Raw genomic sequence first — 20,361 nt, forward strand, 5'->3', positions numbered from 1 at the left:
CGCGCTCCGCAGGGGGCGAGGGTAAATCATGGAATGCCTATGTATTTGTGGGTCTGCAGGCTGAGCCGCCATTGCGGGTGCTGCATACAGTACTGGACGGCTTGCTCGGTATTGGCCGCGCGCGCGGGGCCGTCCATGGGTTGCAGGAAAAAGTGGTCGAAATCCAGGTGCGAGAAGGCTTCCGGCAGCGCATTGGCCTGCGGGTACACGAGCTTGAGCTCGTCGCCGCGCTCCAGCACGACGGGCGCGGTGCCCTTGGGGCTGACGCAGATCCAGTCGATGCCGTCGGGCGGCTTGATGGTGCCGTTGGTTTCGATGGCCACGGTAAAGCCGCGGGCGTGGATGGCCGTGAGCAGCGGCGCGTCCAGTTGCAGCAGGGGCTCGCCGCCGGTGAAGACCACGTAGCGGTCGTCGGCGCCAGGGCCCCAGCAGGCCGCGATGGCGTCGGCCAGCAGTTCGGGCGTGGCGAATTTGCCGCCGCCCTCGCCATCGGTGCCGACGAAGTCGGTGTCGCAGAAGGTACAGGCGGCGCTGGCGCGGTCGCTTTCGCGGCCCGTCCACAGATTGCAGCCTGCAAACCGGCAGAATACCGCCGCGCGGCCCGCATGGGCGCCTTCGCCTTGCAGCGTCTTGAAAATTTCTTTGGCGGAATAAGTCATGAGTGGTGCCGGCGGCCGGACGCCGGAAAAATCGGGCAAAGCGGGTTATTTTACTTGGCGTGGCGCCTCCGGCGGTAGAGCCCCCTGGTAACCGGCGGCCGCCCTCTATACTCCCGTCCTATGTTTCACGTCCAAGATTCCCTTTACCTGGATGAGCGCGAGCTGGCGTTCACCATGATCCGCGCCCAGGGCGCGGGCGGCCAGAACGTCAACAAGGTGTCCAGCGCGGTCCATCTGCGGTTCGACGTGCGGGCGTCCAGCCTGCCGCCGGAGATCCAGGACGCGTTGTGCGCCCTGAGCGACCACCGCGTCTCCAAGGATGGGGTCATCGTCATCAAGTCCCAGGCGTTCCGCAGCCAGGAAAAGAACCGCGCCGAGGCCATCGAGCGCTTGATCGCCATGGTGCGCGCGGCCGCCCGGCAGGACAAGCCGCGCCACGCCACGCGGCCGACCCGGGCGTCGCAGCGCCGGCGCGTCCAGCGCAAGGTGCGCCACGGCGAAATCAAGCGCCTGCGCGGCCGGGTCGAGGGAGACTGACCGTGGCTGGCGCGCGGCGGCGTTACCTGTACACGCTGGGCGCGCTGTTCGCCGCGATCTGGGTGGCGCTGGCCATCGCGCCGCACGACCGCGCGGATTGGGCGCTGGAGAACGCCCTGGTGCTGGCCTTCGGCGCCGCGCTGCTGTTCACCCGCCGCTGGTTCGTCTTTTCGCGGACCTCCTATACGCTGATCTTCCTGTACCTGTGCTTGCACGCCATCGGCGCGCATTACACCTATTCGCTGGTGCCCTACGACGACTGGTGGCGGGCCTTGACGGGCCGCAGCTTCAACAGCCTGGTCGGCTGGGAGCGCAACAACTTCGACCGCGTCGTGCATTTTTCCTACGGCCTGCTGCTGGCCTATCCCATCCGCGAGATCTTCCTGCGCGTGGTCGAGGTGCGCGGCTTCTGGGCGTATTTCCTGCCCATGGACGTCACGCTGTCCACCTCGGCGCTCTATGAGCTGCTGGAATGGGGCGCCGCAGCGGCAGTGGGCGGCGACCTGGGGGCGGCCTACCTGGGCACGCAGGGCGATGTCTGGGACGCCCAGAAGGACATGGCGCTGGCGGCCAGCGGCGCGGTCATCGCCATGGCCATCACCGCGCTGGTCAATTGGCGGGCCCGGCGCGACCTGGCGCGCGACTGGGCCGACAGCCTCAAGCCCCGGAGCGGGGCGGATCGATAGCCCTGGATCGCGCAGGGGCATAAGCATATATCTAAGATATTCGATATAAGATTCGATAAATTGCGATATTCCAATATGACTGCCTCTTCTTCCAGCCCCGATTCCGCCGCCGCATCCCCGGGCATCGACGCCGACGCCATTCTCAAGGCGTTGGCCAATCCCGTGCGGCGCGACATCCTCGCCTGGCTGAAGACGCCGCACGCGTATTTCGAGGAACGCCCGGGCCATACCTTCGAGCATGGCGTGTGCGCGGGCCACATCGATAGCCGCTGCGGTTTGTCCCAGTCCACCGTGTCCTCGCACCTGGCGGTCCTGCAGCGCGCGGGCCTGATCTCGGCGACGAAGGTGGGGCAGTGGATATTTTTCCGTCGCAACGAAGCCGTCATCGCCGCGTTCCTGCGGCAACTGAACCAGGATATGTAGCCCCGCTACGAAAGAGCGCCCCGGCAGCCGGGGCCGAAGGATTTTGCATGAGCCAATTATTCGAACCCCTGCGCGTCGGCGACCTGACGCTGCCCAACCGCATCATCATGGCGCCCTTGACGCGCATGCACGCCGATCCCGGCCGCGTGCCGAACGATTTGATGGTCGAGTACTACACCCAGCGCGCCGGCGCCGGCCTGATCCTGACCGAAGCCACGGCCGTGACTCCGCAGGGCGTGGGTTACGCTGACACGCCGGGGCTGTGGACGCCCGAACAGGTCAAGGGCTGGCGCAAGGTCACGTCCGCGGTGCATGCCGCGGGCGGCCGGATCGTGGCGCAGCTGTGGCACGTGGGCCGCATTTCCGATCCGATGTTCCTGGACGGCGAGCTTCCCGTGGCGCCCAGCGCCATCGCCGCCGGAGGCCACGTGAGCCATGTGCGTCCGCTGCGCGCCTACGTGACGCCGCGCGCGCTGGAAACCGCCGAGCTGCCGGGCGTGGTCGAGGCCTACCGCCACGGAGCGCAGATGGCGATGGAGGCCGGTTTCGACGGCGTGGAAGTGCATGCCGCCAACGGCTATCTGCTCGACCAGTTCCTGCAGGACAGCACCAATCTGCGCACCGACGCCTACGGCGGCCCGGTGGAGAACCGCGCGCGCCTGCTGCTGGAAGCGGTGGACGCCTGCGTGTCGGTGTGGGGAGCGGGCCGTGTGGGCGTGCATCTGTCGCCGCGCGGCGATATCCACACCATGGGCGATTCGGACCCCGCTGCCACGTTCGGCTACGTGGCCCGCGAACTGGGCAAGCGCGGCATCGCCTTCCTGTGCGTGCGCGAACACGAGGCGCCCGACAGCATCGGCCCCGCGCTCAAGGCGGCGTTCGGCGGTGTCTATATCGCCAACGAAGGCTATACGCGGGAATCCGCCGAAGCCGCCATCCAGGCGGGCCGGGCCGATGCCGTGGCCTTCGGGGTGCAGTACATCGCCAACCCCGACCTGGCGCGCCGCTTCGCGCTCAAGGCGCCGCTGAACCGCCCCAATCCGGCCACGTTCTACGCGCCGGGCCCCGGCGGCTATACGGACTATCCGGCCATGCCGGCTTGAGCCTTCCGGGCAAAGGCCTCAGGACGCGGCAAGCATCGGATAGGTGAACAAGCCGAAGTGCGCCGCGTTCAGGCCCAGGTGCGCCAGCACGGCGGCGGCCAGGCCGCCATGGCGGTAGGCCACGCCGTAGGCGGCGCCGGCCACTCCCGCCAGCAGCATCCATTGCCAGCCGCCGGCGTAGTGCGCCAGCCCGAACAGCGTGGCGGCCACGGCCAGCGCCGCCCAGGCGCCCCAGGGGCGGTCGCGCCATTGCAGGCTTAACCGCTGTTGCAGATAGCCGCGGAACAGCGCTTCCTCGGCCAGCGTGACGAGCAGCGCATTATTTGCCAGCCAGATCCACCCGGCCGCCGGCCATTTGGGCGCCCAGTCCACGGCTCCCAGGGCCAGGGCCAGTCCCAGGCATGCCGCCACCGCGGCGGCGCAGCACAGCAGCGCCGATGCCATCGTCCTGCGCGCGTTCGCTCCGGCCATGGGCGGCGCCAGCGCCAGCACCACCCAGAACGCCACCAGCGGTTTGTCCAGGTTCAGGTACATGCCGAAAGGCGCGGCGCCCGGACTCAGCGGCGCCGGGGCTATCACCCGGAGATTGTGAAAGCCGGGCAGCCAGTGCAGGAAGAGCAGTACGGCCAGCGGCAGGAACAGGGCATGGCCCGCGACGCGCGCTGCTTGCGCCGACGCGGGCCGGACCAGCGCCGCAGCCAGGATCAATAACGCGGGCCAGGCAAGCGCGACGGGATCGATGACGCCGTCGGCCCAGGCCCAGCCATAGGCCGCCGCGAGAGGAACCAGCGCCCAGCGCCGCGTCGCGGGCGGCCAGAGCATGGCGGCGGCAAGAAACAGGGCGGACCAGGGGAGCAGGAGCGGCACGGAGCGGCAGGGGCGGGGTAAAGCGGTGAGTGTACGCGGTGGGGGGTGTCAGACACATCAGTGTCTGACACCCCTATGAACCACTGGTCAAGCTGCAGCCGCCTCACCCGGGTGTCAGACACCCTCCCTCCACCTGCGTTATCGTCCCCCACATATCGCATACCAAGGAGTCGCACAATGAAGACGATCGCGTGGTTGATGCTGGCGGCGGCGCTGCTGCCTTTCGTATCCACGATCATTGCCAAGGCGGGAGGCAAGCAATTCGACAACAACGATCCGCGCGCCTGGCTCGCGCGCCAGGAGGGCTGGCGCGCCCGCGCTAACGCGGCGCAGGTCAATACCTTCGAGGCGCTGCCGTTCTTTTTCGCGGCGGTGCTGTTCGCGCTGTACAACCAGGCGCCCGTAGCGCACGTGGCCACGCTGATGGCCTGCTGGCTGGGCGTGCGCCTGGGCTATCTGGCCATGTACCTGGCGGGCTGGGGCGCGCTGCGTTCGCTGGTCTGGGCGATCGGCGTGGGCTTCGTGATCGCCATCCTGTTCACGGGCGTCTAGGACCGGCTACTTCCATTCGAACACGGCGCGAGCGGTGGCGCCGTTCTGCACCGAGACTTCGCGCTCCTGCGCCGCGCCGTTATAGGTGGCCGATACCTTGTAGCGGCCCGCCGGCAGCTTCACCAGCATGTACGGCCCTTCGGCGGTGGCCTGCAGGACGGACTTGCCCTGCGCGTCCTGGATCGATACGCCGACGTTGGCGACGTAGTCGGCGCTGCCGTCGCGCTGCGCGGCAAACGTCAGCGCCAGCGGATAATCCTTGGCGGCGGCCTTCATGGCCTCGGACTCGTCCAGGCCGATGCCGCCGCTGACGTATTCCACGGCGCCCTGGCGCTGTACCGGGGGCAGGCCGGCCTGGACGGTCGACAGGATCCCGGCGAAGGCCATGCTGCCCAGGGCCATCGCGGCGGCCATGGTGCAGCGTTCGATACGCTTGTTCATGAGGTTCTCCTTGATAGGATGGCCGGCGCCGCTTCATGCCGGCCGCGGTCGTCGCCGCGCCACTCAGGGGCGACAGGGAATTCGACCCCCGCCAGCGCGCGGAGTTCGCGCTGGCGCGCTTGCGATGTCTACCGATTGTTTCCGGCGCGGCCTATCGCGCAATATCGTCTGCGCCCGCGGCGCGCCAGGAAAACGTCAGCCCGCTTTCGCCATTGACCGAACCGTCGGGGGCGAAGCGCCTTTCATCGAGCTGTCCGGCCCCGCCATCGTGCAGCGCCAGCACGCTGGAGCTGCGGGTCCCATAGTTCGGACTGACGATGAACGGGCTGCTCAATAGCCTTTCCCGATCCAGGGGCAGGCCGGTGGCGGGCAGGTCGGCGTCATCCGCGGGGCTGCGGTCGGCCAGGGCGGCCATGAGCGCGGGCAGGTCGGGCTGCGGCCCGCCGGAAAGCACGGCGGTGAAGGCGGCCTTGGTGCGGGCCAGCTTGGGCCAGGGCGTGTCCAACAGGTGGTTGGACAGGGCATAGACGCCCGGCGCGAGCGCGCGGGGGCCGCCGTCGCGGTTGCTCAGGTACCAGGTTTCGCGCGTGTCGCCCACGATCAGGTTGAAACCGTTGTAGGCTTGGTCCGCCTCGTGCACGCGGGCCAGGTAGCCGGCGGGGGTATCGGCGCCGCGCAGGTAGTCTTCCACCAGCGCGCCGCGCGATGGAGCGTTGTCGAGGAAACTGCCGGGTTCGCGGAAATTGGTCACCAGCGCATAGCGCCCGCGGGCGGTCGCGCCCATCCAGGTGCCGCCGGCCCGCCCGTCGCGCCCGGCATAAACCTCGGGCGCATCGGGCCATTGCGCGGCGGGCAGCGTCGGGCGCTCGTGGAATTCATCGCGATTGGCGGCGATCAGGACGGGGATGCCCGGCAGGACGTGCAGGGCCAGTACGGCAAGACACATGGTTCAGACCTGGTTGGCGGGTTTGTCGGGAGCCGCGTGGACGGGCGCGGCCGCGAAATCCGGGCCGGCCAGCGTCGCGCGCAGGGTTTCGATCTGGGCGGCCACGTCCCGCAGGGCGGGCGAGGGCGAGACGATGGCGGCGGTCGGCATGGGCGCGCCCTGGCCGACGGCAAGGCTCATTTCGTGCAGGCTACCCGCCAGCTGCGCCAGTTGCGCGGCGGTGGGCGGGGCAAGGCCGTCGGGCGCGGACCACGCGGTGTCGGAGATGGCGTTGGCCACGCGTTCCAGGGCCACCTCGACCGGCCACCAGGCCAGCGCGCGGCGGCTGACCAGGCGGGGCTCCGACAGGCCGCGCTGCAGCGCCACGCGCAAGTCCGACAGGCGCGCGTAGGCGCTGGCGCGCAGGCTGTGCCGGCTCGCGGAATCGGCCTGGAATACGGTATTGAGGTAGGCCGCCAGCGTGTCCATGGCGTTCGAGACCGCGTTGTCCAGGTTGTTGCGCTCGATGCGTATCCAGGGCAGGTATCCGACCAGCAGCACGATGGCCGCCGCCACGCCGACGTCGATCAGCCGGGCCAGCGCGATGGGCCAGCTACCGGGCTGCAGGGCGCCGATCAGCAGCATGAGGATGGGCAGCAGGATGGCCGAGAACAGGCCATAGTTGCGGCGTATGGACCAGGGCAGCAGGGACGCCAGCGCGGCCACGGTAAGCAGGCTGACGATGCCGTTGCGGTCCAGCGCCAGGACGGTTGCGCTGATGGCCACCCCGATCACGCTGCCCGCGCAGCTTTGCAGCGCCCGCGCGAACACGGAACCGAAGTTGGGCTTGAACACCACGACGACGATGAGCGGCACCCAGTAGGAACGCGGCAGGGAGGCGGCATGCGCCACCACTTCGGCGGCGATCAGGCACAGGCCCAGCCGGACCAGATAGCGCACCGTGGTCGGCCCCGGCCGGTAGGTGCGAGCCAGCACCCGCCAGGGCGTGCGCGGCCGCGCGGGCGGCAGGTCGGCGAAAGCGTCGGCCTCGCTCAGCTTGCCGCCGTCCAGCAGCGGCTGCGCCTGCTCCAGGGCGTCGGCCAACTGCGGCATGCCGGCGCGGCGCAGGGTGGCGATGCCGTCGCGGGGATCGGGCACGGCATCGTTTTCCACGCGGTCCGCCAGCCGGTTCATGACGCGCGCGCAGTCGGCCGGCAGCACGCGGCCGGCGCGGGCCAGCGCCAAGGCGGCATTGGTCAGCGGCGTGCAGGCCTGGAGTTGCGCGGCCAGCCGCGCCAGCCGGGGCGACGGGCCGCCCGCGCGTCCCCGGGCCGCCAGCACGGTGTCGTACGCGGTGGTCATGGCGGCTTCCATGTCGCGCCTGGCGCTCATGGTCCGGGAGGTGCCGATGGCCGCGAACATCGCAGCCAGCCTGCGGTAGGCCATGGCCACCGCGGCGCGTTCCGGCGCGATGGGGTTGACCACCCATCCCGACAGCGTCAGCGCCAGCCCGAACAGGCCGCCGGCGCCCACCAGCACCGAGGGCAGCCAGGGCGGCAGGGATGACGTCAGGCTCGATCCCACGATCACATAGACGGCGAACTGCAGCGTGGCGACAGCCGCGATGTTGTTGAAGGTGCCGACGAGGCTGGCAGCCAGGACCAGCAGCGTCATCGCGCCGGCGGTCCACAGGCCGTGCCCCGAAACCAGATTGCCCAGGAAATAGCCCAGCGCGCCGCCGAATACGGTCGACCCGATGGACAGCGCGCGGTTGCGGTAGGGGCCGCCATTGTCTCCGGTGATGGCCGGTAGCGCGCCCAGCGAAACCAACGCGGCGGCGGCGCTCTGGTCCAGCGCCAGGCCCGCGGCGGCGGGCAGGCCGATGGCCAGGGCGGCGCGCAGCGCCACCCAGCGGCTGACCGGAGACGGCTCCATGTGCGCCAGGCTCATCAGCCAGCGCATGTTCGAGGTGCGCGCGCCGGGGCTCATCGGTGGGCGGGACACGGTGGCCTCATGGCGCGCCTGGGGATCAGGCCTTGATCAGCGGCGCCTCGTCGGGCGCCGCCAGCCGGAAGTAATCCTCCGTATTCAGGAGGATGGAGGCGTCCAGGCGGCCGGCGTTGAATACGATCTCGTCGTGGCGCTCCCGGAGGCTGGGATCCACAAGCAGGTGCAGGTCGGGATTGAAGGTGAAGGGAGGAATGGCGCCGATCTCGCAGCCGGTCAGCTCGCGCGCCAGGTCCTGCGACGCCAGCGAGGCTTTCTTGCCGCCGGCGGCGCGGGCGATGGCGTCCAGGTCGGCCTGCTTGTCGGCCGGGAAGACCGCCAGCACGTTCTTGCGCTGGTTGGAGGATATCTTCACGCGGCAGACCAGCGCCTTCGCGCCCTGGCTGACCTCGGTGCCGCGGATGGCGGCGACTTCGACGGAACGGCCGGCGGCGGGGTGTTCGAGCAGGCGGTAGCGGGCCCGGTTCTGGGCGAGCAAGGCTTGCAGGCGTTCAAAGACTTCCATGGCGGGGCGCGGTCGTAAGGCATCGGGCGGGCGCCGGGAGTCGGCGCCGTACGCCGCATGATACGCCGCCCGGCGGCTTCCTAGATGTCTCCGGTGAAGGCGTAGCCCCATCCCCAGACCGTGCGGATCGGCAGTTCCACGTTGACGTCCTGCGCCTTGCGCCGCAGGCGGCTGACCACGACGTCGGTGCGGCGTACGGATTCGCGGCCGCCCTGCGGGTCCGCGCCGGGCGAATCGCCGCGCGGCAGGCGCTTGTCCGCGGTGGCCGTCAGCTTGAGCAGGAATTCGCGTTCGGCCTGGGTCAGGGGCAGCCGCGCGCCCTGCGGGCTGACCAGCGTCCAGGCGGCGTCGTGAAATTGCCATTTGCCCGCGGGTTCGGCGGGCGCGGACGGGCGCGCTTCCGGCTCGGCGGCCGGACGGCGGCCCACAGGGGGCATGCGCCGCACCAGGGCTTGCAGCGCCGCCGCGATCTCCGGCGTGCCCACATCGGCCTGGAAGCAGGCGTCGGCGCCGCAATGCAGGCCCAGGATACGGTTTTCGGGGGAGTCGAAGCTGGAAATGGCGATGATGCCGGCGGTGGTGTCCATGGCGCGCAGGCCCGCGATTGCCATGCAGAGATCGGAGAGTTCGGCTTCCATCACGAGCAATGGAGTGCGGTGGGCCTGGAACAGGCGGAACAGGGCGTTGGAATCTTCGCACTGGCGGGGCGAGAAGCCCATTCCAGCCAGGGAGCCGCTACGGCGCTTGCGTTGACCGGCATCGGGCGAGAAGACGATCAAGTCTAGTAAGTCATTCATGAATCGTTGTGTCTGTGCAGCATAAGCACTTGCATGATGCTACGGATACAGCGATTTCCTAAACCTCGCTCAACACTACTTTCCGGCCCGAATTCTCGGACATGGGCGCGCGCCGGGCGCCAAGCGCACCGTTGTGGTGCGCGGGAGCGCCTCAGGGGGCAGGCGCCTCGTTCCACCAGCCTCCGCCCAGCGCCTGCAGCAGGGCCGCGGTGTCGGCGTAGCGCGCGGCATCGGCGGCGATGCGCGCGATCCGTGCCTGCAGCAGCTGCCGCTGGCTGTCCAGCAGGTTCAGGTGGCTGATGCCCCCCGCGCCGTAGCGGCCTTGCGCGATGCGCTCGGCCTCATCCGCCCGGCGCCAGGCGTCGTCCTGCGCCTGGAACGCGTCGCCATCGGTCTGCAATGCGCGCAGGGCGTCGGCGACCTGGCGGAAACCATCCAGCACCGTCTGCCGGTAGGCCGCCGCCGCCGCGTCGTACGCGGCTTGCGCGGCGCGCTGGCGTGCCCGCAGCTCGCCGCCATGGAAGAGCGGCTGGGTCAGCCCAAGCCCCAGGTTCCATACGTTCAGCCCGTTGGACAGGTCTCCGGCGCGGGTGCGCTGCGAGCCGAAGCTGGCGGTCAGCGTGAATTGCGGATACAGGTTGGCCGTGGCCACGCCGAGGTCTGCCGAGGCCCGGTGCCACAGCGCTTCGGCGGCCAGGACGTCTGGGCGCTGGCGCGTCAGAGCGGACGGCACGCCGGTGGGCACGTCCGCGGGCAGCGTCAGGTCCGCCAGCCGCAAGGGAGCCTGGCGCAGAGCGGCCGGCGGCTGGCCCAGGTAGGTCGCCAACTGGTGCGTGACCTGCGCCAGCTGGTAATCCAGGGGCGGCAGCGTGGCGCGCGTCTGCGCCACCAGCAACTCCTGGTTGCTCAGGTCGGCCCGCGACACGCCGCCCGCGTGCAGGCGCTGGCGCATGATGTCCCGCTGCCGGACCTGGGCCGCGAGCAGTTCGCGCGTGGCTTCCAGGCGTTCACTCAGGTCGGCCTGCCGGATGGCGGCCGTGACCACGTTGGCGGCCAGCGACATGCGGGCGGCCTGCAGTTCGTGGCGCTGGTAGTCCACCTGGGCGCCCAGGCCTTCCAGCGCGCGGCGGTTGGCGCCGAACACGTCCAGCGTATAGGACACGTCGACCGATGCGTTGTAGAGCGTGAAGGGCGCGGGCTGCTCGACCACAGGCACGCCGAAGGCCGAAGGATCCACTTTCTGCCGCGCCACGGACAGGTTGCCGTCCGCCGAAGGCAGCAGGCGCCCGCCGGTTTCCGCGTTCAGCTCTTCGCCTGCCTGGCGCAGGCGCGCGCGGGCCTGCTCCAGCGTCGGGCTGGCCTGCAGCGCCTGCCGCACCAGGCCGTCCAGCGCCTCGGAGCGAAACAGTCGCCACCATTGGGCGGGGATGTCGGCGCCGGCCACCAGCTGCTGCCCGCCGGAGGACGGTGCCGCCTCCGCAGGGGCCACGTAGGCGTCGACCTCAGGCGCCTCCGGGCGGTGGAAATCGGGTCCGGCGGCGCAGCCCGCAAGCAGAGCGCTCAGCACCAGAAGGGCCAGGCGCCGCGGCGCAAGGGCGGAGGGGAGGGGCGTAGGCATGGGGCGGGACATGGCGGGTCAGTCCAGGGTGCGGCGGTAGAACTTCACGGCGGCGGTCATGACGACCACGGTGAACAGCAGCAGCGGCCAGATGCTGGGCCACAGGTCCCACCAGCCGTTGCCCTTGAGCAGGATGCCGCGGATCAGCCGGTTGAAATGCGTCAGCGGCAGCAGATTGCCCAGGTATTGCGCCCACACCGGCATGCCCAGGAATGGGAACATGAAGCCCGAAAGCAGGATGTTGGGCAGGAAATAGAACATGGTCAGCTGCATGGCCTGCAACTGGTTCTGCGCCAGCGACGACAGGGTGATGCCCACCGTCAGGTTGGCCGCGATGAACAGCAGCGAGGCCAGGTACACGCTCAGCAGCGAACCCTGGAACGGCACATGGAAGACGAAGCGCGCGGCCAGCAGGATGATGCTGGCCTGGATCAGCCCGATCGCGATATAGGGCACTATCTTGCCCGTCATCACTTCGAGCGGCCGCACCGGCATCGCCAGCAGGTTCTCCATCGTGCCGCGTTCGCGTTCGCGCGTCATGGCCAGGCCCGTCATCATGACCAGCGTCATCGTGAGGATCACGCCCATCAGGCCCGGCACGGTGTTGTACTGCGAGATCTGTTCTTCGTTGTAGAGCCTGTGCACGCGCACCTCGAAAGGCGGCTGGCCGCCGGCAAGGCCGGCCAGCGGGCCCGTCAGGTCCTTGGCCGCCACCGCCTGCGTCAGCTGGGTGGCCGCGCCGATGGCCAGCCCGGTGGCCATCGGATCGGTCGCGTCGGCCTCGATCAACAGGGCCGGACGCTCGCCGCGCAGCAGGCTGCGGGTGAAGTCCGGAGGGATGGTCAGCACGAACAGCACCCGGCCTTGCGCCAGGGCGGCGCGCCCGGCCTCTTCGTTGTCGAGCTCTTCGGTGACGCGGAAGTAATCGGACGATTTCATCGCCGCGACGAAGCTGCGCGTGAACGGGCTGTGGTCCGCCGCGATGATGGCGGTGGGCATCTGCTTGGGATCGGTGTTGATGGCATAACCGAATAAGGCCAGCTGCATGATGGGCATGCCGACGATCATGCCGAAGGTGATGCGGTCGCGGCGCAGCTGCAGGAACTCCTTGAGCACCATGCTCCACCAGCGCGACCAGGAAAATCCTTGCAGGCGGCGGATCATGGCGGGCTCGCGAAGTTGTCGGTGGAACGCTTCATCAGGTAGATGAAGACGTCCTCCAGGCTGGTGTCGATGCGTTCCAGGCTCAGGTCCTGGCCGGCGATGGCGTCTTGCAGCGTGCGTTCCAGCAGCGCCGCGTCCTGGCCGCTGATGTGCAGGGCGGAGCCGAAGGCCACCGTCTGGTCCACGCCCGGCGCGCCGCGCAGGCGCTGGGCCAGCGGCACCAGGTTGTGGCCGCGGATCGCCCAGGTGGTCAGACGCTGCTCGGCGATGACGTCTTCGGCCGTGCCCTGGGTCAGCAGCCGTCCGTACGAGATGTACGCCAGCTTGTGGCAACGCTCGGCCTCGTCCATGTAGTGCGTGCTGACCAGCACCGAAATGCCGCGCGCCGCCAGCTCGTGCAGCTGTTCCCAGAAGTCGCGCCGCGCGGTGGGATCCACACCGGCTGTAGGCTCGTCCAGCAGCAGCAGGCGCGGCTGGTGCAGCAGGCAAGCGGCCAGCGCGAGCCGCTGCTTCCAGCCGCCCGACAGCGAACCGGTCAATTGTCCGGATCGGCTCTGCAGCCCGAGGCTTTCCAGGGCCTGGTCTACGGTTTCCCGGCGCTTGGGCATGCCGTACATCCGCGCGACGAAATCCAGGTTCTCGCGGATGGTCAGGTCGTCCCAGTACGAGAACTTCTGCGTCATGTAGCCCACGTGCCGCTTGATCTGCTCGCTGTCGCGCAGGATGTCGTAGCCCATGCAGGTTCCGCTGCCCGAGTCCGGGGTAAGCAATCCGCACATCAGCCGGATGCAGGTGGTCTTGCCGCTGCCGTTGGGGCCCAGGAAGCCGAAGATCTCGCCCTCGCGCACCTGGAGCGATACGTCGTTGACGACGTGCTTGTCGCCAAAGCGCTTGTTCAGGCCCTGCACGTCGATGACATAGGGGCTGGCGGCGTCCTGCCGGGCGGGCGGAGCGTTCATTGCGGCACGGCCTCCAGGGGCTGGCCCGGGTGCAATCTGGGCGCCATCTCGGGCGTGGGCCGGGCCTGGATCATGTAGACCAGCTTGCCGCGGCTTTCCCGGCTGTAGATCACGGGCGGCGTGTACTCGGCCTGGGTGGAGATGTAATCGACGCGCACCGGGATGGGGGCGCCGCAGCCGTCGCAGCTGACCATGAGCTGCTGTCCTACCTTCAAGGCGCCCAGCGCCGCTTGCGGCACGAAGAGGCGCACCTTGATATTGCCCGGCGGCAACAGGCTGACGACGGGGCTGCCCGCGGGCACCCACTCCCCCACGCGGTACAGCGTGTCGAACACCAGCCCCGCCGCGGGCGCGGCCTGGCGCTTCTGCGCCAGCGTCCAGTCCGCCTGGGCCAGCGCCGCCCGGGCGGCCTCCACCTGCGCGGCCTGGGCGAGCCGCTGGTCGTCGCGGCCGGGCAGGGCGGCCACGTCCAGTTGGGCCTTCAGTTCGCGCACCCGCGCCGCATCCGACCGGGCCTGTTCACGGCTGTCGTCCAGCTGCGAGCGCGCGATGCCGCCGATGCGGAACTGTTCCGTATCGCGGCGCAACTGCGTGGCCGAGCGCCGGCTGGCGGCCTCGGCCTGCGCCAGCTGCGCGCGCGTGACATCCACTTCCGCCGGACGCTTGCCGGTGGCGATGTCCTCCAGCTGGGCGGCGGCCGCGGCCAGTTGCGCGCTGGCCTGGTTGCGGGCGGCGGTTTCGCGCTCGGCGTCCAGCGCGAACAGCGGCGCGCCGGCCTCGACTTGCTGGCCGCGACGTACCGGCAGTTCGGTCAGGCGCCCGGCTTCGGACGAGGCCACATAGACGAAATCGCCCTCCGCATAGCCTTGGAAGAAGGCGCCGTTGTCATTGCCGCAGCCGCCAAGCGGCAGGAGCAGCGCGGCGGCGGACAGGGAGAGACTCAGGGCGGAAGGAATGCGCATGATCAGCGTCCTGATGGGGCGGACGGCGAGAACAGGCCGCCCGTGAGCATGGCGATGGCGTGTGCCGCGATCGTCTGGGTATCGATGGACTGGGCCTGGGCGTCGCCCTGCAGCACCCGCCGCCACAGGGAGGAGGTGGCCAGGGGCAGCAGGGTCAGGCCCAGGATGGACAGAAACACCAGGCGCGGCTCCACGCCGGGAGTGATGGCGCCCTGGCGCTGGCTGTCGGCGATCAGGCCGGCGAAGGCGTGCAGGCGGTCGGAGGGCAGATGGCGCAGCACGCGCTCGCGCAGCTGGCCGCCTTCATTGACCACTTCATGCAGCCAGAGGGAGGGCAGCCAGGGCCGCTGGGCCGCGCATTGGACCAGGCGGCCGACGATGTCGGCTATGAAGGCGCGGGCCGCGGCGGCCGGGTCGGGCGCCGGAATCCGGGCGGCGCCTTCTGCCAGCGGCACGGATGACCATACAAAGCCGATGACCGGCACGATCCGCTCCAGGACGACCGCGTCGATCAGCTGGTCGCGGCTTTTGAAGTAGTAATGCACCATCGCCGGCGTGACACCCGCCTGCTGCGCGATATGGGAAATGGTGGTGGCCGCCACCCCGCGGGCAGCGAACAGGTCGGTCGCCAGGTCCAGCAGTTGCCCGCGGACGGCCGCGTTGTCGGGGCGCTGGGGCCGGCCGGGCCGACGGGGGGGAGGAGGGGGCACGGGGTTCATGCGGCATATCTTAATTAAATTATTAATTAATTAAAAGGGGGGCACCCGCCAGGGTTACAACCCGAGGCCGCGGACAACGATGGTGTAATGGGGCGGTTCCCCATGCCGCCAACCGGGCGCCGCCCGCCGGGCCCGGGCGGCTTTTCGCAGGAGGCTGGACCGTCATGCCGCAATCGTCTTCGATCAACCGCCGCATCGTGCTTGCCGCCCGGCCGCACGGCGAGCCCTCGGACAGCGACTTCCGTCTGGAAACCGCAGAGGTGCCGCAGCCCGGCCCGGGCCAGGTGCTGCTGCGCACCGTATATCTGTCGCTGGATCCCTATATGCGCGGGCGCATGAGCGATGCGCCGTCCTACGCCGAGCCCGTCAAGGTCGGCGAGCCCATGGTGGGCGGCACGGTCACGCGCGTCGAGGCTTCCAGCCACCCCGACTACAAGCCGGGCGAGTGGGTGCTTGCGCAATCCGGCTGGCAGGACTACGCGCTGTCGGACGGTGCCGGCCTGCTGCGCCTGGGCCCGGATCCCGAGCATCCTTCCTATTCGCTGGGCGTGCTGGGCATGCCGGGTTTCACCGGCTACATGGGCCTGCTGGACATCGGGCAGCCCAAGGCGGGCGAAACCGTGGTGGTGGCCGCTGCCAGCGGGGCTGTGGGCGCGGTGGTCGGGCAGATCGCCAAGATCCACGGCTGCAAGGTCGTGGGCATCGCGGGCGGCGCGGACAAATGCCGCTATGTGGTCGACGAGCTGGGCTTCGACGACTGCCTGGACCACAAGGCGCCCGATCTGGCGGGCCGCCTGGCCCGGGCGGTGCCGCAAGGGATCGACGTGTATTTCGAGAACGTGGGCGGCGCCGTCTTCGACGCGGTGCTGCCGCTGCTGAATCCACGGGCCCGCATTCCGGTCTGCGGCCTGATCTCGGCCTATAACGCGACTACCCAGCCCGAGGGGCCCGATCGCCTCGGGCTGCTGATGCGCGCCATCCTGACCAAGCGCCTGAAGGTCCAGGGGTTCATCATTTTCAATGAATACGCCCACCGGTACGGCGAGTTCCGCCAGGCGATGGAAGTCCTGGTTCGGGAAGGCCGCGTCAAATACCGCGAAGACGTGGTGGAAGGGCTGGAGAATGCGCCGCGCGGCCTGATCGGGCTGCTCAGGGGCGAGAACGCCGGCAAGCGCATCGTGCGCGTCGGCCCGGATGAAAGGAATGCGCTATGAATATCCTGATCGTGCTGACTTCCCATGACACCCTGGGCGACACCGGCCGCAAGACCGGCTTCTGGCTGGAGGAGTTCGCCGCGCCGTACTACGCCTTCGTCGATGCGGGCGCCAGCATCACGCTGGCCTCGCCCGCGGGCGGCCAGCCACCGCTGGACCCCAAGAGCGATGATCCCGACGCCCAGACCGACGACACGCGACGCTTCCGCCAGGACGCCGAAGCCCAGCGGCTACTGGCCTCGACGCGGAGGCTGGCCGAGGTGCAGGCGGCCGATTACGACGCCGTCTTCTATCCTGGCGGCCACGGCCCGCTTTGGGATCTGGCGGAGGATCCGAAGTCGGTTTCGCTGATAGAAACCATGCTGGCAGCGGGCAAGCCGGTATCCGCGGTATGCCATGCGCCCGGTGTGTTGCGCCACGCCATGACGGCGGATGGCAAGCCGCTGGTGCAGGGCAGGCAGGTCACCGGATTCTCCAATGCGGAAGAAGCCGCGGTGCAGTTGAGCGACGTGGTGCCTTTCCTGGTCGAGGACGAGCTGAAGAAGCTGGGCGGGTTGTATTCCAGCGGCCCGGACTGGCAGCCGCACGTGGTCGGCGACGGCCTGCTGATCACTGGCCAGAATCCGGCTTCGTCGGTGGGCGTGGCGCAAGCCCTGCTGGAGCGGCTGAAGAACTGATGAGGGCGTCCGGTTCACGGCCGCTCGGGTGGAGTGCGATCAGATTGGCAGGAATGGCACGGCAATGTGTCAGAATCGCGGCTTTTTGAAACATGCGCGGCGCCATGCCGCCCCGCGCGCCTAGTCCTGATGCCTCCAGACGTACCCGAATTTTCCCATGGCTGCTGTGTGGAGGCGCTGTTCGCCGCCATGCGCGCGCGCGACCCGGCCACCGGCCGCCATTGCAATCGAGTGGTGGACCTGAGCGTGGCCCTGGCCCAGGCGTGCAGCCTGCCCGAGGCTGAACACGAAGCGGTCGCCATCGCGGCCAGGCTGCACGACATCGGCAAGATCGCCACGCCGGACCGCGTGCTGTTCTCTCCCGGCCGCCTGGAAGGGGAGGACTGGGAGATCATGAAGGGGCATGCCGCCGCCGGCGCCGACATCATCATGCACAGCGCGATTCCGCAGCGCGATCGGGTCGCGCTCGCGGTGCGGCACCACCACGAGCATTTCGACGGCTCCGGCTATCCAGGCGGCCTGGCCGGCGAAAGCATTCCGCTGCACGCGCGCATCATTTCACTGGCGGATTCCTACGACGCCCTGGGCGACGCCCGGCCCTATCATCCCGCGCGCCCGCACGCGGAAATCATGCGCATCCTGGCCGGAGAGTCCGGCTCCAAGTGCGACCCGCAACTCCTGCGCGCTTTCGAGCGAATGATCCACAGCAGCCCTTTGAGGGTGCCGTAGGTTGGGTGTCGCGCGAAATCATCGACAAAAAGGCGCATTTGCCCAACGCGCGCAACCCATGCGGGCTTGAGCGGACCCTGTCCGCATCGGCCGGAGAGCTGCTTATTGCAGCCGCACGGGTTACGCGCGCTGGATGCCTGCGTTCTAGCCCAAGAACTCTCGCGCTACACCCGTCCTACAGTCCGTAACGCGCTACACCCGTCCTACAGTCGGTAACGCGCTGCACCCGTCCTACAGTCGGTAATGCGCTGCCACCGTTTGCAGGTCCTGCAGCGTGCGCTGCTGCCAGGCGGCGTCGTGCCCGAGTTCCTCCGCGAGGATGCGCGCCACTTCGGGGGCGGCCAGCATCGCGGCCTCGCTGTCCAGGAACAGCGCGCGGTTGCGGCGCGCCAGCACGTCTTCGGCGCTGCGCGCGAGTTCGAAGCGCGCGGCGAAACGGACGTGGGCTTCGGACAGCCCGCTGCTCTTGACCAGCATGCGCTCCGCGCCCGGCAGCGCCTTCAGCGCCGGCAGGTCGCTGCCGTAGTAGCTGTCCGGGGTGCCCGCGTGCTCCTGCGACGGGGCCAGGCCCGCGGCGCCGTGCAGCGGCAGCGTTTCGGTGCGGCAGCTGGCCTGCGTCAGCAACTGGTGCTGGATGGCGGTGTCCACCACGTCTTGCGCCATGCGGCGGTAGGTCGTCCATTTGCCGCCGGTTACCGTCACGAGCCCGGCCTTGGACACCAGGATCGTGTGCTCCCGCGACAAGGTCTTGGTGGACGCTTCGCCGGTGGCCTTCACCAGCGGACGCAGGCCCGCCCAGACGCTGGTGACGTCGTCGCGCGTGGGCTTGCGGCTGAGGTAGCGGGCCGCCGTGCCCAGGATGAAGTCCACATCCTGCGCCCCGGCTTCCGGATCCAGCGGCAGATCGTTGCGCGGCGTGTCGGTGGTGCCGACGATGGTATGGCCGTTCCAGGGCACGACGAACAGCACGCGTCCGTCGTCGGTCTTGGGAATCAGGATGGCGCGGTTGCCCGGCAGGAAATCCCGGGGCAGCGTCAGGTGCACGCCCTGGCTGGGAGCGACCATGGTTTGCGCGTTCTTGTCTTCCATGCGCCGCACCGCGTCGACCCAGACGCCGGTGGCATTGACCACGCAGCGCGCGCGCAGCGTGAAGGAGGAACCGCCGATCGCGTCCTGCGCCGTCACGCCGTCCACCTTGCCGCCCGTCATGGTCAGGCCGGTGGCGCGCACGTAGTTCACCGCCGTGCCGCCGAGGTCGAACAGGGTGCGCATCAGGCTGACCGCCAGGCGTGCGTCGTCGAACTGGCCGTCGTAGTACAGCACGCCGCCCCTGAGCTTGCGGCCGTTCACGCTTTCTGCCAGCGTCGGCGCGTTGGCCAGCGTGTCGCGGCGGGACAGCCAGCGGCTGGGCGACAGGTTCAGCTTGCCGGCCAGCATGTCGTACATCTTCAGGCCGACGCCGTAGAAGGGCTGGTCCAGCAGGTTGTACGCGGGCACGACGAAACCTAGCGGCCACACCAGGTGCGGCGCGTTGCGGTTGAGCAGCCCGCGTTCATGCAGGGCTTCGCGCACCAGGCTGACGTTGCCCTGCGCCAGGTAGCGCACGCCGCCGTGCACCAGCTTGGTGGCCTTGCTGGAGGTGCCCTTGGCGAAGTCGGCGCCTTCGATCAGCAGCGTACGGTAGCCGCGCGACGCGGCGTCGACCGCGGTGCCCAGGCCCGTGGCGCCGCCGCCGATGACGATCACATCCCAGGAGTGCGTGTTGTCCAGCGTGGCCAGGAGGCGGTTGCGGTCGGGCGGAGCGACGGAGGCGGGGGAGGAGTTCATGGAGGTCAAGGTGTTTGCTTCAAAGTATTGGGCGCCGCGGCGACGTCGCAGCGCACGCCGGCGTCCAGCAGGACCTGCGCCAGCGGCTCCTGCGGATGCGCATCGGTGAAAAACCGGTCTATCTGGGAGATGTGCGCCAGTTCCACCATGGCCTGGCGCTTGAATTTGCTGCTGTCGGCGGCGAGCCAGACTTCGCGCGATTGCTCGATGATGGTCCGCGCGACGCGCACTTCGCGGAAGTCGTAGTCGCGCAGCGTGCCGTCGGCTTCGATGCCGGAGATGCCGATCAGGCCGATGTCCACCTTGAACTGGCGGATGAAATCCATAGTGGCTTCGCCCACGATGCCGCGGTCGCGCGAACGCACCACCCCCCCGGCGACGATGACCTCGCAGTCGGGATTGTCCGACAGGATGTCCGCCACGTGCAGGTTGTTGGTGATGACGCGCAGGCCGCGATGGCGCAGCAGCGCCCGCGCGATGGCTTCGGTGGTGGTGCCGATGTTCAGGATCAGCGAACAGCCGTCGGGCACGGCGCGCGCCACCGCCTCGGCGATGCGCTGCTTGCCGGCGGCGTGCAGGCCCTGGCGCTTGCGGTAGGCGATGTTCTCGATGGTCGACGCTTCAATGCGCACGCCGCCGTGGAAGCGCGAAAGCAATCCGGCTTCCGAAAGAATATTGACATCGCGCCGCACGGTCTGCAGCGTGACGTCAAAGCGTTTGGCGAGCTCTTCGATCGAGGCGGAGCCCTGGGCTCGCACCATTTCGATCAGGGCGCTCTGTCGGGGATTCAGTGTCATGTTCACATCATAAAACAACAAAAGCGAAAAATAATGACGCGCTGCAAGATTGTTTTTTGTTCGCTTCTTTAGTAAAACGCACAAAAAACGAAAGCTATCTGAAAGAGTATGCTCATCCTGTCGTTCGCTTGACGCAGGTCGAGCCGCTGTACCGAATACCGAAGTCCGGATTAAACAAATAGGGACGCATTAG

22 protein-coding genes are annotated in these 20,361 nt (G+C 68.9%); 8 read left to right on the forward strand and 14 right to left on the reverse strand.

Features of this window, described 5'->3' with window-relative positions:
• Positions 1 to 26 precede the first annotated feature (26 nt).
• Positions 27 to 659 (reverse strand): 7-carboxy-7-deazaguanine synthase, encoded by a 633-nt coding sequence (gene queE / locus JL37_RS26685; RefSeq protein ID WP_043548026.1) that lies wholly within the window; start codon positions 657 to 659, stop codon positions 27 to 29.
• Between the two features lie 120 nt (positions 660 to 779).
• Here queE and arfB point away from each other — a divergent pair, with 120 nt between their 5' ends.
• The 4 genes from arfB to JL37_RS26705 all read left to right on the forward strand — a co-directional run bounded on the left by arfB (position 780) and on the right by JL37_RS26705 (position 3,408).
• A complete protein-coding gene (gene arfB, locus JL37_RS26690) occupies positions 780 to 1,196 on the forward strand; it encodes an alternative ribosome rescue aminoacyl-tRNA hydrolase ArfB (RefSeq protein ID WP_043548027.1) in 417 nt (138 codons plus the stop codon).
• A 2-nt stretch (positions 1,197 to 1,198) separates the two neighbouring features.
• Positions 1,199 to 1,882 (forward strand): DUF2238 domain-containing protein, encoded by a 684-nt coding sequence (locus JL37_RS26695; RefSeq protein ID WP_043548029.1) that lies wholly within the window; start codon positions 1,199 to 1,201, stop codon positions 1,880 to 1,882.
• A gap of 75 nt (positions 1,883 to 1,957) precedes the next feature.
• Positions 1,958 to 2,305, forward strand: coding sequence for a helix-turn-helix transcriptional regulator (locus JL37_RS26700; RefSeq protein WP_052097612.1), 348 nt, complete (start codon positions 1,958 to 1,960; stop codon positions 2,303 to 2,305).
• 47 nt (positions 2,306 to 2,352) lie between these two features.
• Positions 2,353 to 3,408, forward strand: coding sequence for an alkene reductase (locus tag JL37_RS26705; RefSeq protein ID WP_043548031.1), 1,056 nt, complete (start codon positions 2,353 to 2,355; stop codon positions 3,406 to 3,408).
• 18 nt (positions 3,409 to 3,426) lie between these two features.
• Here the strand turns inward: JL37_RS26705 and JL37_RS26710 are convergent, their stop codons facing one another.
• Positions 3,427 to 4,230 carry a CPBP family intramembrane glutamic endopeptidase gene (locus JL37_RS26710; RefSeq protein ID WP_052097613.1) on the reverse strand — a complete coding sequence of 268 codons (804 nt, stop codon included), beginning with the start codon at positions 4,228 to 4,230 and terminating at the stop codon, positions 3,427 to 3,429.
• Between the two features lie 222 nt (positions 4,231 to 4,452).
• Between JL37_RS26710 and JL37_RS26715 the strand changes: the two genes are divergently transcribed.
• The gene (locus tag JL37_RS26715) at positions 4,453 to 4,827 is read left to right on the forward strand and encodes an MAPEG family protein (RefSeq protein WP_043548034.1); all 375 of its coding nucleotides are present in this window, start codon (positions 4,453 to 4,455) and stop codon (positions 4,825 to 4,827) included.
• A gap of 6 nt (positions 4,828 to 4,833) precedes the next feature.
• Here JL37_RS26715 and JL37_RS26720 read toward each other — a convergent pair whose 3' ends face one another.
• The 10 genes from JL37_RS26720 to JL37_RS26765 form a co-directional block, all read right to left on the reverse strand.
• Positions 4,834 to 5,268, reverse strand: coding sequence for a carboxypeptidase-like regulatory domain-containing protein (locus JL37_RS26720; RefSeq protein WP_043548035.1), 435 nt, complete (start codon positions 5,266 to 5,268; stop codon positions 4,834 to 4,836).
• A gap of 151 nt (positions 5,269 to 5,419) precedes the next feature.
• Entirely contained in the window at positions 5,420 to 6,214 is a 795-nt protein-coding gene (locus JL37_RS26725) for an NRDE family protein (RefSeq protein WP_043548036.1), read from the reverse strand.
• Positions 6,215 to 6,217: 3 nt separating this feature from the next.
• On the reverse strand, positions 6,218 to 8,197 hold the full coding sequence (locus JL37_RS26730; RefSeq protein ID WP_231570437.1) for an FUSC family protein: 1,980 nt from the start codon (positions 8,195 to 8,197) through the stop codon (positions 6,218 to 6,220).
• A 25-nt stretch (positions 8,198 to 8,222) separates the two neighbouring features.
• The gene (locus JL37_RS26735) at positions 8,223 to 8,705 is read right to left on the reverse strand and encodes a YbaK/prolyl-tRNA synthetase associated domain-containing protein (RefSeq protein ID WP_043548038.1); all 483 of its coding nucleotides are present in this window, start codon (positions 8,703 to 8,705) and stop codon (positions 8,223 to 8,225) included.
• A gap of 80 nt (positions 8,706 to 8,785) precedes the next feature.
• Complete coding sequence (locus JL37_RS26740) at positions 8,786 to 9,502, reverse strand: response regulator transcription factor (protein ID WP_043548039.1); 717 nt, start codon at positions 9,500 to 9,502, stop codon at positions 8,786 to 8,788.
• Between the two features lie 151 nt (positions 9,503 to 9,653).
• Positions 9,654 to 11,120, reverse strand: coding sequence for an efflux transporter outer membrane subunit (locus JL37_RS26745; RefSeq protein ID WP_369798632.1), 1,467 nt, complete (start codon positions 11,118 to 11,120; stop codon positions 9,654 to 9,656).
• Positions 11,121 to 11,138: 18 nt separating this feature from the next.
• Complete coding sequence (locus tag JL37_RS26750) at positions 11,139 to 12,284, reverse strand: ABC transporter permease (protein ID WP_043548040.1); 1,146 nt, start codon at positions 12,282 to 12,284, stop codon at positions 11,139 to 11,141.
• Entirely contained in the window at positions 12,281 to 13,243 is a 963-nt protein-coding gene (locus JL37_RS26755; RefSeq protein WP_043548041.1) for an ABC transporter ATP-binding protein, read from the reverse strand. The genes JL37_RS26750 and JL37_RS26755 overlap by 4 nt, the downstream gene beginning before the upstream one ends.
• Positions 13,240 to 14,205, reverse strand: a complete 966-nt coding sequence (locus JL37_RS26760) for an HlyD family secretion protein (RefSeq protein ID WP_043548042.1) — start codon at positions 14,203 to 14,205, stop codon at positions 13,240 to 13,242. Before JL37_RS26760 ends, JL37_RS26755 begins: the two co-directional genes overlap by 4 nt.
• Before the next feature lie 2 nt (positions 14,206 to 14,207).
• Positions 14,208 to 14,924, reverse strand: coding sequence for a TetR/AcrR family transcriptional regulator (locus tag JL37_RS26765; RefSeq protein ID WP_043548043.1), 717 nt, complete (start codon positions 14,922 to 14,924; stop codon positions 14,208 to 14,210).
• 164 nt (positions 14,925 to 15,088) lie between these two features.
• On the opposite strand from JL37_RS26765, the gene JL37_RS26770 reads away from it, so the two are divergent.
• The 3 genes from JL37_RS26770 to JL37_RS26780 all read left to right on the forward strand — a co-directional run bounded on the left by JL37_RS26770 (position 15,089) and on the right by JL37_RS26780 (position 17,544).
• A complete protein-coding gene (locus JL37_RS26770) occupies positions 15,089 to 16,138 on the forward strand; it encodes an NADP-dependent oxidoreductase (protein ID WP_043548044.1) in 1,050 nt (349 codons plus the stop codon).
• Positions 16,135 to 16,815: a type 1 glutamine amidotransferase domain-containing protein gene (locus JL37_RS26775; protein WP_043548045.1), complete on the forward strand. Its 681-nt coding sequence runs from the start codon at positions 16,135 to 16,137 to the stop codon at positions 16,813 to 16,815. Before JL37_RS26770 ends, JL37_RS26775 begins: the two co-directional genes overlap by 4 nt.
• Before the next feature lie 129 nt (positions 16,816 to 16,944).
• On the forward strand, positions 16,945 to 17,544 hold the full coding sequence (locus JL37_RS26780; RefSeq protein ID WP_043548046.1) for an HD-GYP domain-containing protein: 600 nt from the start codon (positions 16,945 to 16,947) through the stop codon (positions 17,542 to 17,544).
• A 231-nt stretch (positions 17,545 to 17,775) separates the two neighbouring features.
• On the opposite strand, the gene JL37_RS26785 is transcribed toward JL37_RS26780, so the two are convergent.
• Positions 17,776 to 19,371: a glycerol-3-phosphate dehydrogenase/oxidase gene (locus tag JL37_RS26785; protein WP_043548259.1), complete on the reverse strand. Its 1,596-nt coding sequence runs from the start codon at positions 19,369 to 19,371 to the stop codon at positions 17,776 to 17,778.
• Positions 19,372 to 19,376: 5 nt separating this feature from the next.
• Positions 19,377 to 20,168 (reverse strand): DeoR/GlpR family DNA-binding transcription regulator, encoded by a 792-nt coding sequence (locus JL37_RS26790; RefSeq protein WP_013394120.1) that lies wholly within the window; start codon positions 20,166 to 20,168, stop codon positions 19,377 to 19,379.
• Between the last annotated feature and the right edge of the window lie 193 nt (positions 20,169 to 20,361).

The sequence above is a fragment of the Achromobacter sp. RTa genome, from assembly GCF_000757485.1.
Classification (GTDB): domain Bacteria; phylum Pseudomonadota; class Gammaproteobacteria; order Burkholderiales; family Burkholderiaceae_B; genus Achromobacter.

Coding starts and splice junctions, on each gene's coding strand:
- JL37_RS26705 (WP_043548031.1), top strand. CDS start 2,353: ATGAGCCAATTATTCGAACCCCTGCGCGTCGGCGACCTGACGCTGCCC.
- JL37_RS26735 (WP_043548038.1), bottom strand. CDS start 8,705: ATGGAAGTCTTTGAACGCCTGCAAGCCTTGCTCGCCCAGAACCGGGCC.
- JL37_RS26780 (WP_043548046.1), top strand. CDS start 16,945: ATGCCTCCAGACGTACCCGAATTTTCCCATGGCTGCTGTGTGGAGGCG.
- JL37_RS26715 (WP_043548034.1), top strand. CDS start 4,453: ATGAAGACGATCGCGTGGTTGATGCTGGCGGCGGCGCTGCTGCCTTTC.
- arfB (WP_043548027.1), top strand. CDS start 780: ATGTTTCACGTCCAAGATTCCCTTTACCTGGATGAGCGCGAGCTGGCG.
- queE (WP_043548026.1), bottom strand. CDS start 659: ATGACTTATTCCGCCAAAGAAATTTTCAAGACGCTGCAAGGCGAAGGC.
- JL37_RS26710 (WP_052097613.1), bottom strand. CDS start 4,230: ATGCTCTGGCCGCCCGCGACGCGGCGCTGGGCGCTGGTTCCTCTCGCG.
- JL37_RS26770 (WP_043548044.1), top strand. CDS start 15,089: ATGCCGCAATCGTCTTCGATCAACCGCCGCATCGTGCTTGCCGCCCGG.
- JL37_RS26760 (WP_043548042.1), bottom strand. CDS start 14,205: ATGCGCATTCCTTCCGCCCTGAGTCTCTCCCTGTCCGCCGCCGCGCTG.
- JL37_RS26725 (WP_043548036.1), bottom strand. CDS start 6,214: ATGTGTCTTGCCGTACTGGCCCTGCACGTCCTGCCGGGCATCCCCGTC.
- JL37_RS26755 (WP_043548041.1), bottom strand. CDS start 13,243: ATGAACGCTCCGCCCGCCCGGCAGGACGCCGCCAGCCCCTATGTCATC.
- JL37_RS26720 (WP_043548035.1), bottom strand. CDS start 5,268: ATGAACAAGCGTATCGAACGCTGCACCATGGCCGCCGCGATGGCCCTG.
- JL37_RS26775 (WP_043548045.1), top strand. CDS start 16,135: ATGAATATCCTGATCGTGCTGACTTCCCATGACACCCTGGGCGACACC.
- JL37_RS26790 (WP_013394120.1), bottom strand. CDS start 20,168: ATGACACTGAATCCCCGACAGAGCGCCCTGATCGAAATGGTGCGAGCC.
- JL37_RS26745 (WP_369798632.1), bottom strand. CDS start 11,120: ATGCCTACGCCCCTCCCCTCCGCCCTTGCGCCGCGGCGCCTGGCCCTT.
- JL37_RS26750 (WP_043548040.1), bottom strand. CDS start 12,284: ATGATCCGCCGCCTGCAAGGATTTTCCTGGTCGCGCTGGTGGAGCATG.
- JL37_RS26765 (WP_043548043.1), bottom strand. CDS start 14,924: ATGAACCCCGTGCCCCCTCCTCCCCCCCGTCGGCCCGGCCGGCCCCAG.
- JL37_RS26700 (WP_052097612.1), top strand. CDS start 1,958: ATGACTGCCTCTTCTTCCAGCCCCGATTCCGCCGCCGCATCCCCGGGC.
- JL37_RS26740 (WP_043548039.1), bottom strand. CDS start 9,502: ATGAATGACTTACTAGACTTGATCGTCTTCTCGCCCGATGCCGGTCAA.
- JL37_RS26785 (WP_043548259.1), bottom strand. CDS start 19,371: ATGAACTCCTCCCCCGCCTCCGTCGCTCCGCCCGACCGCAACCGCCTC.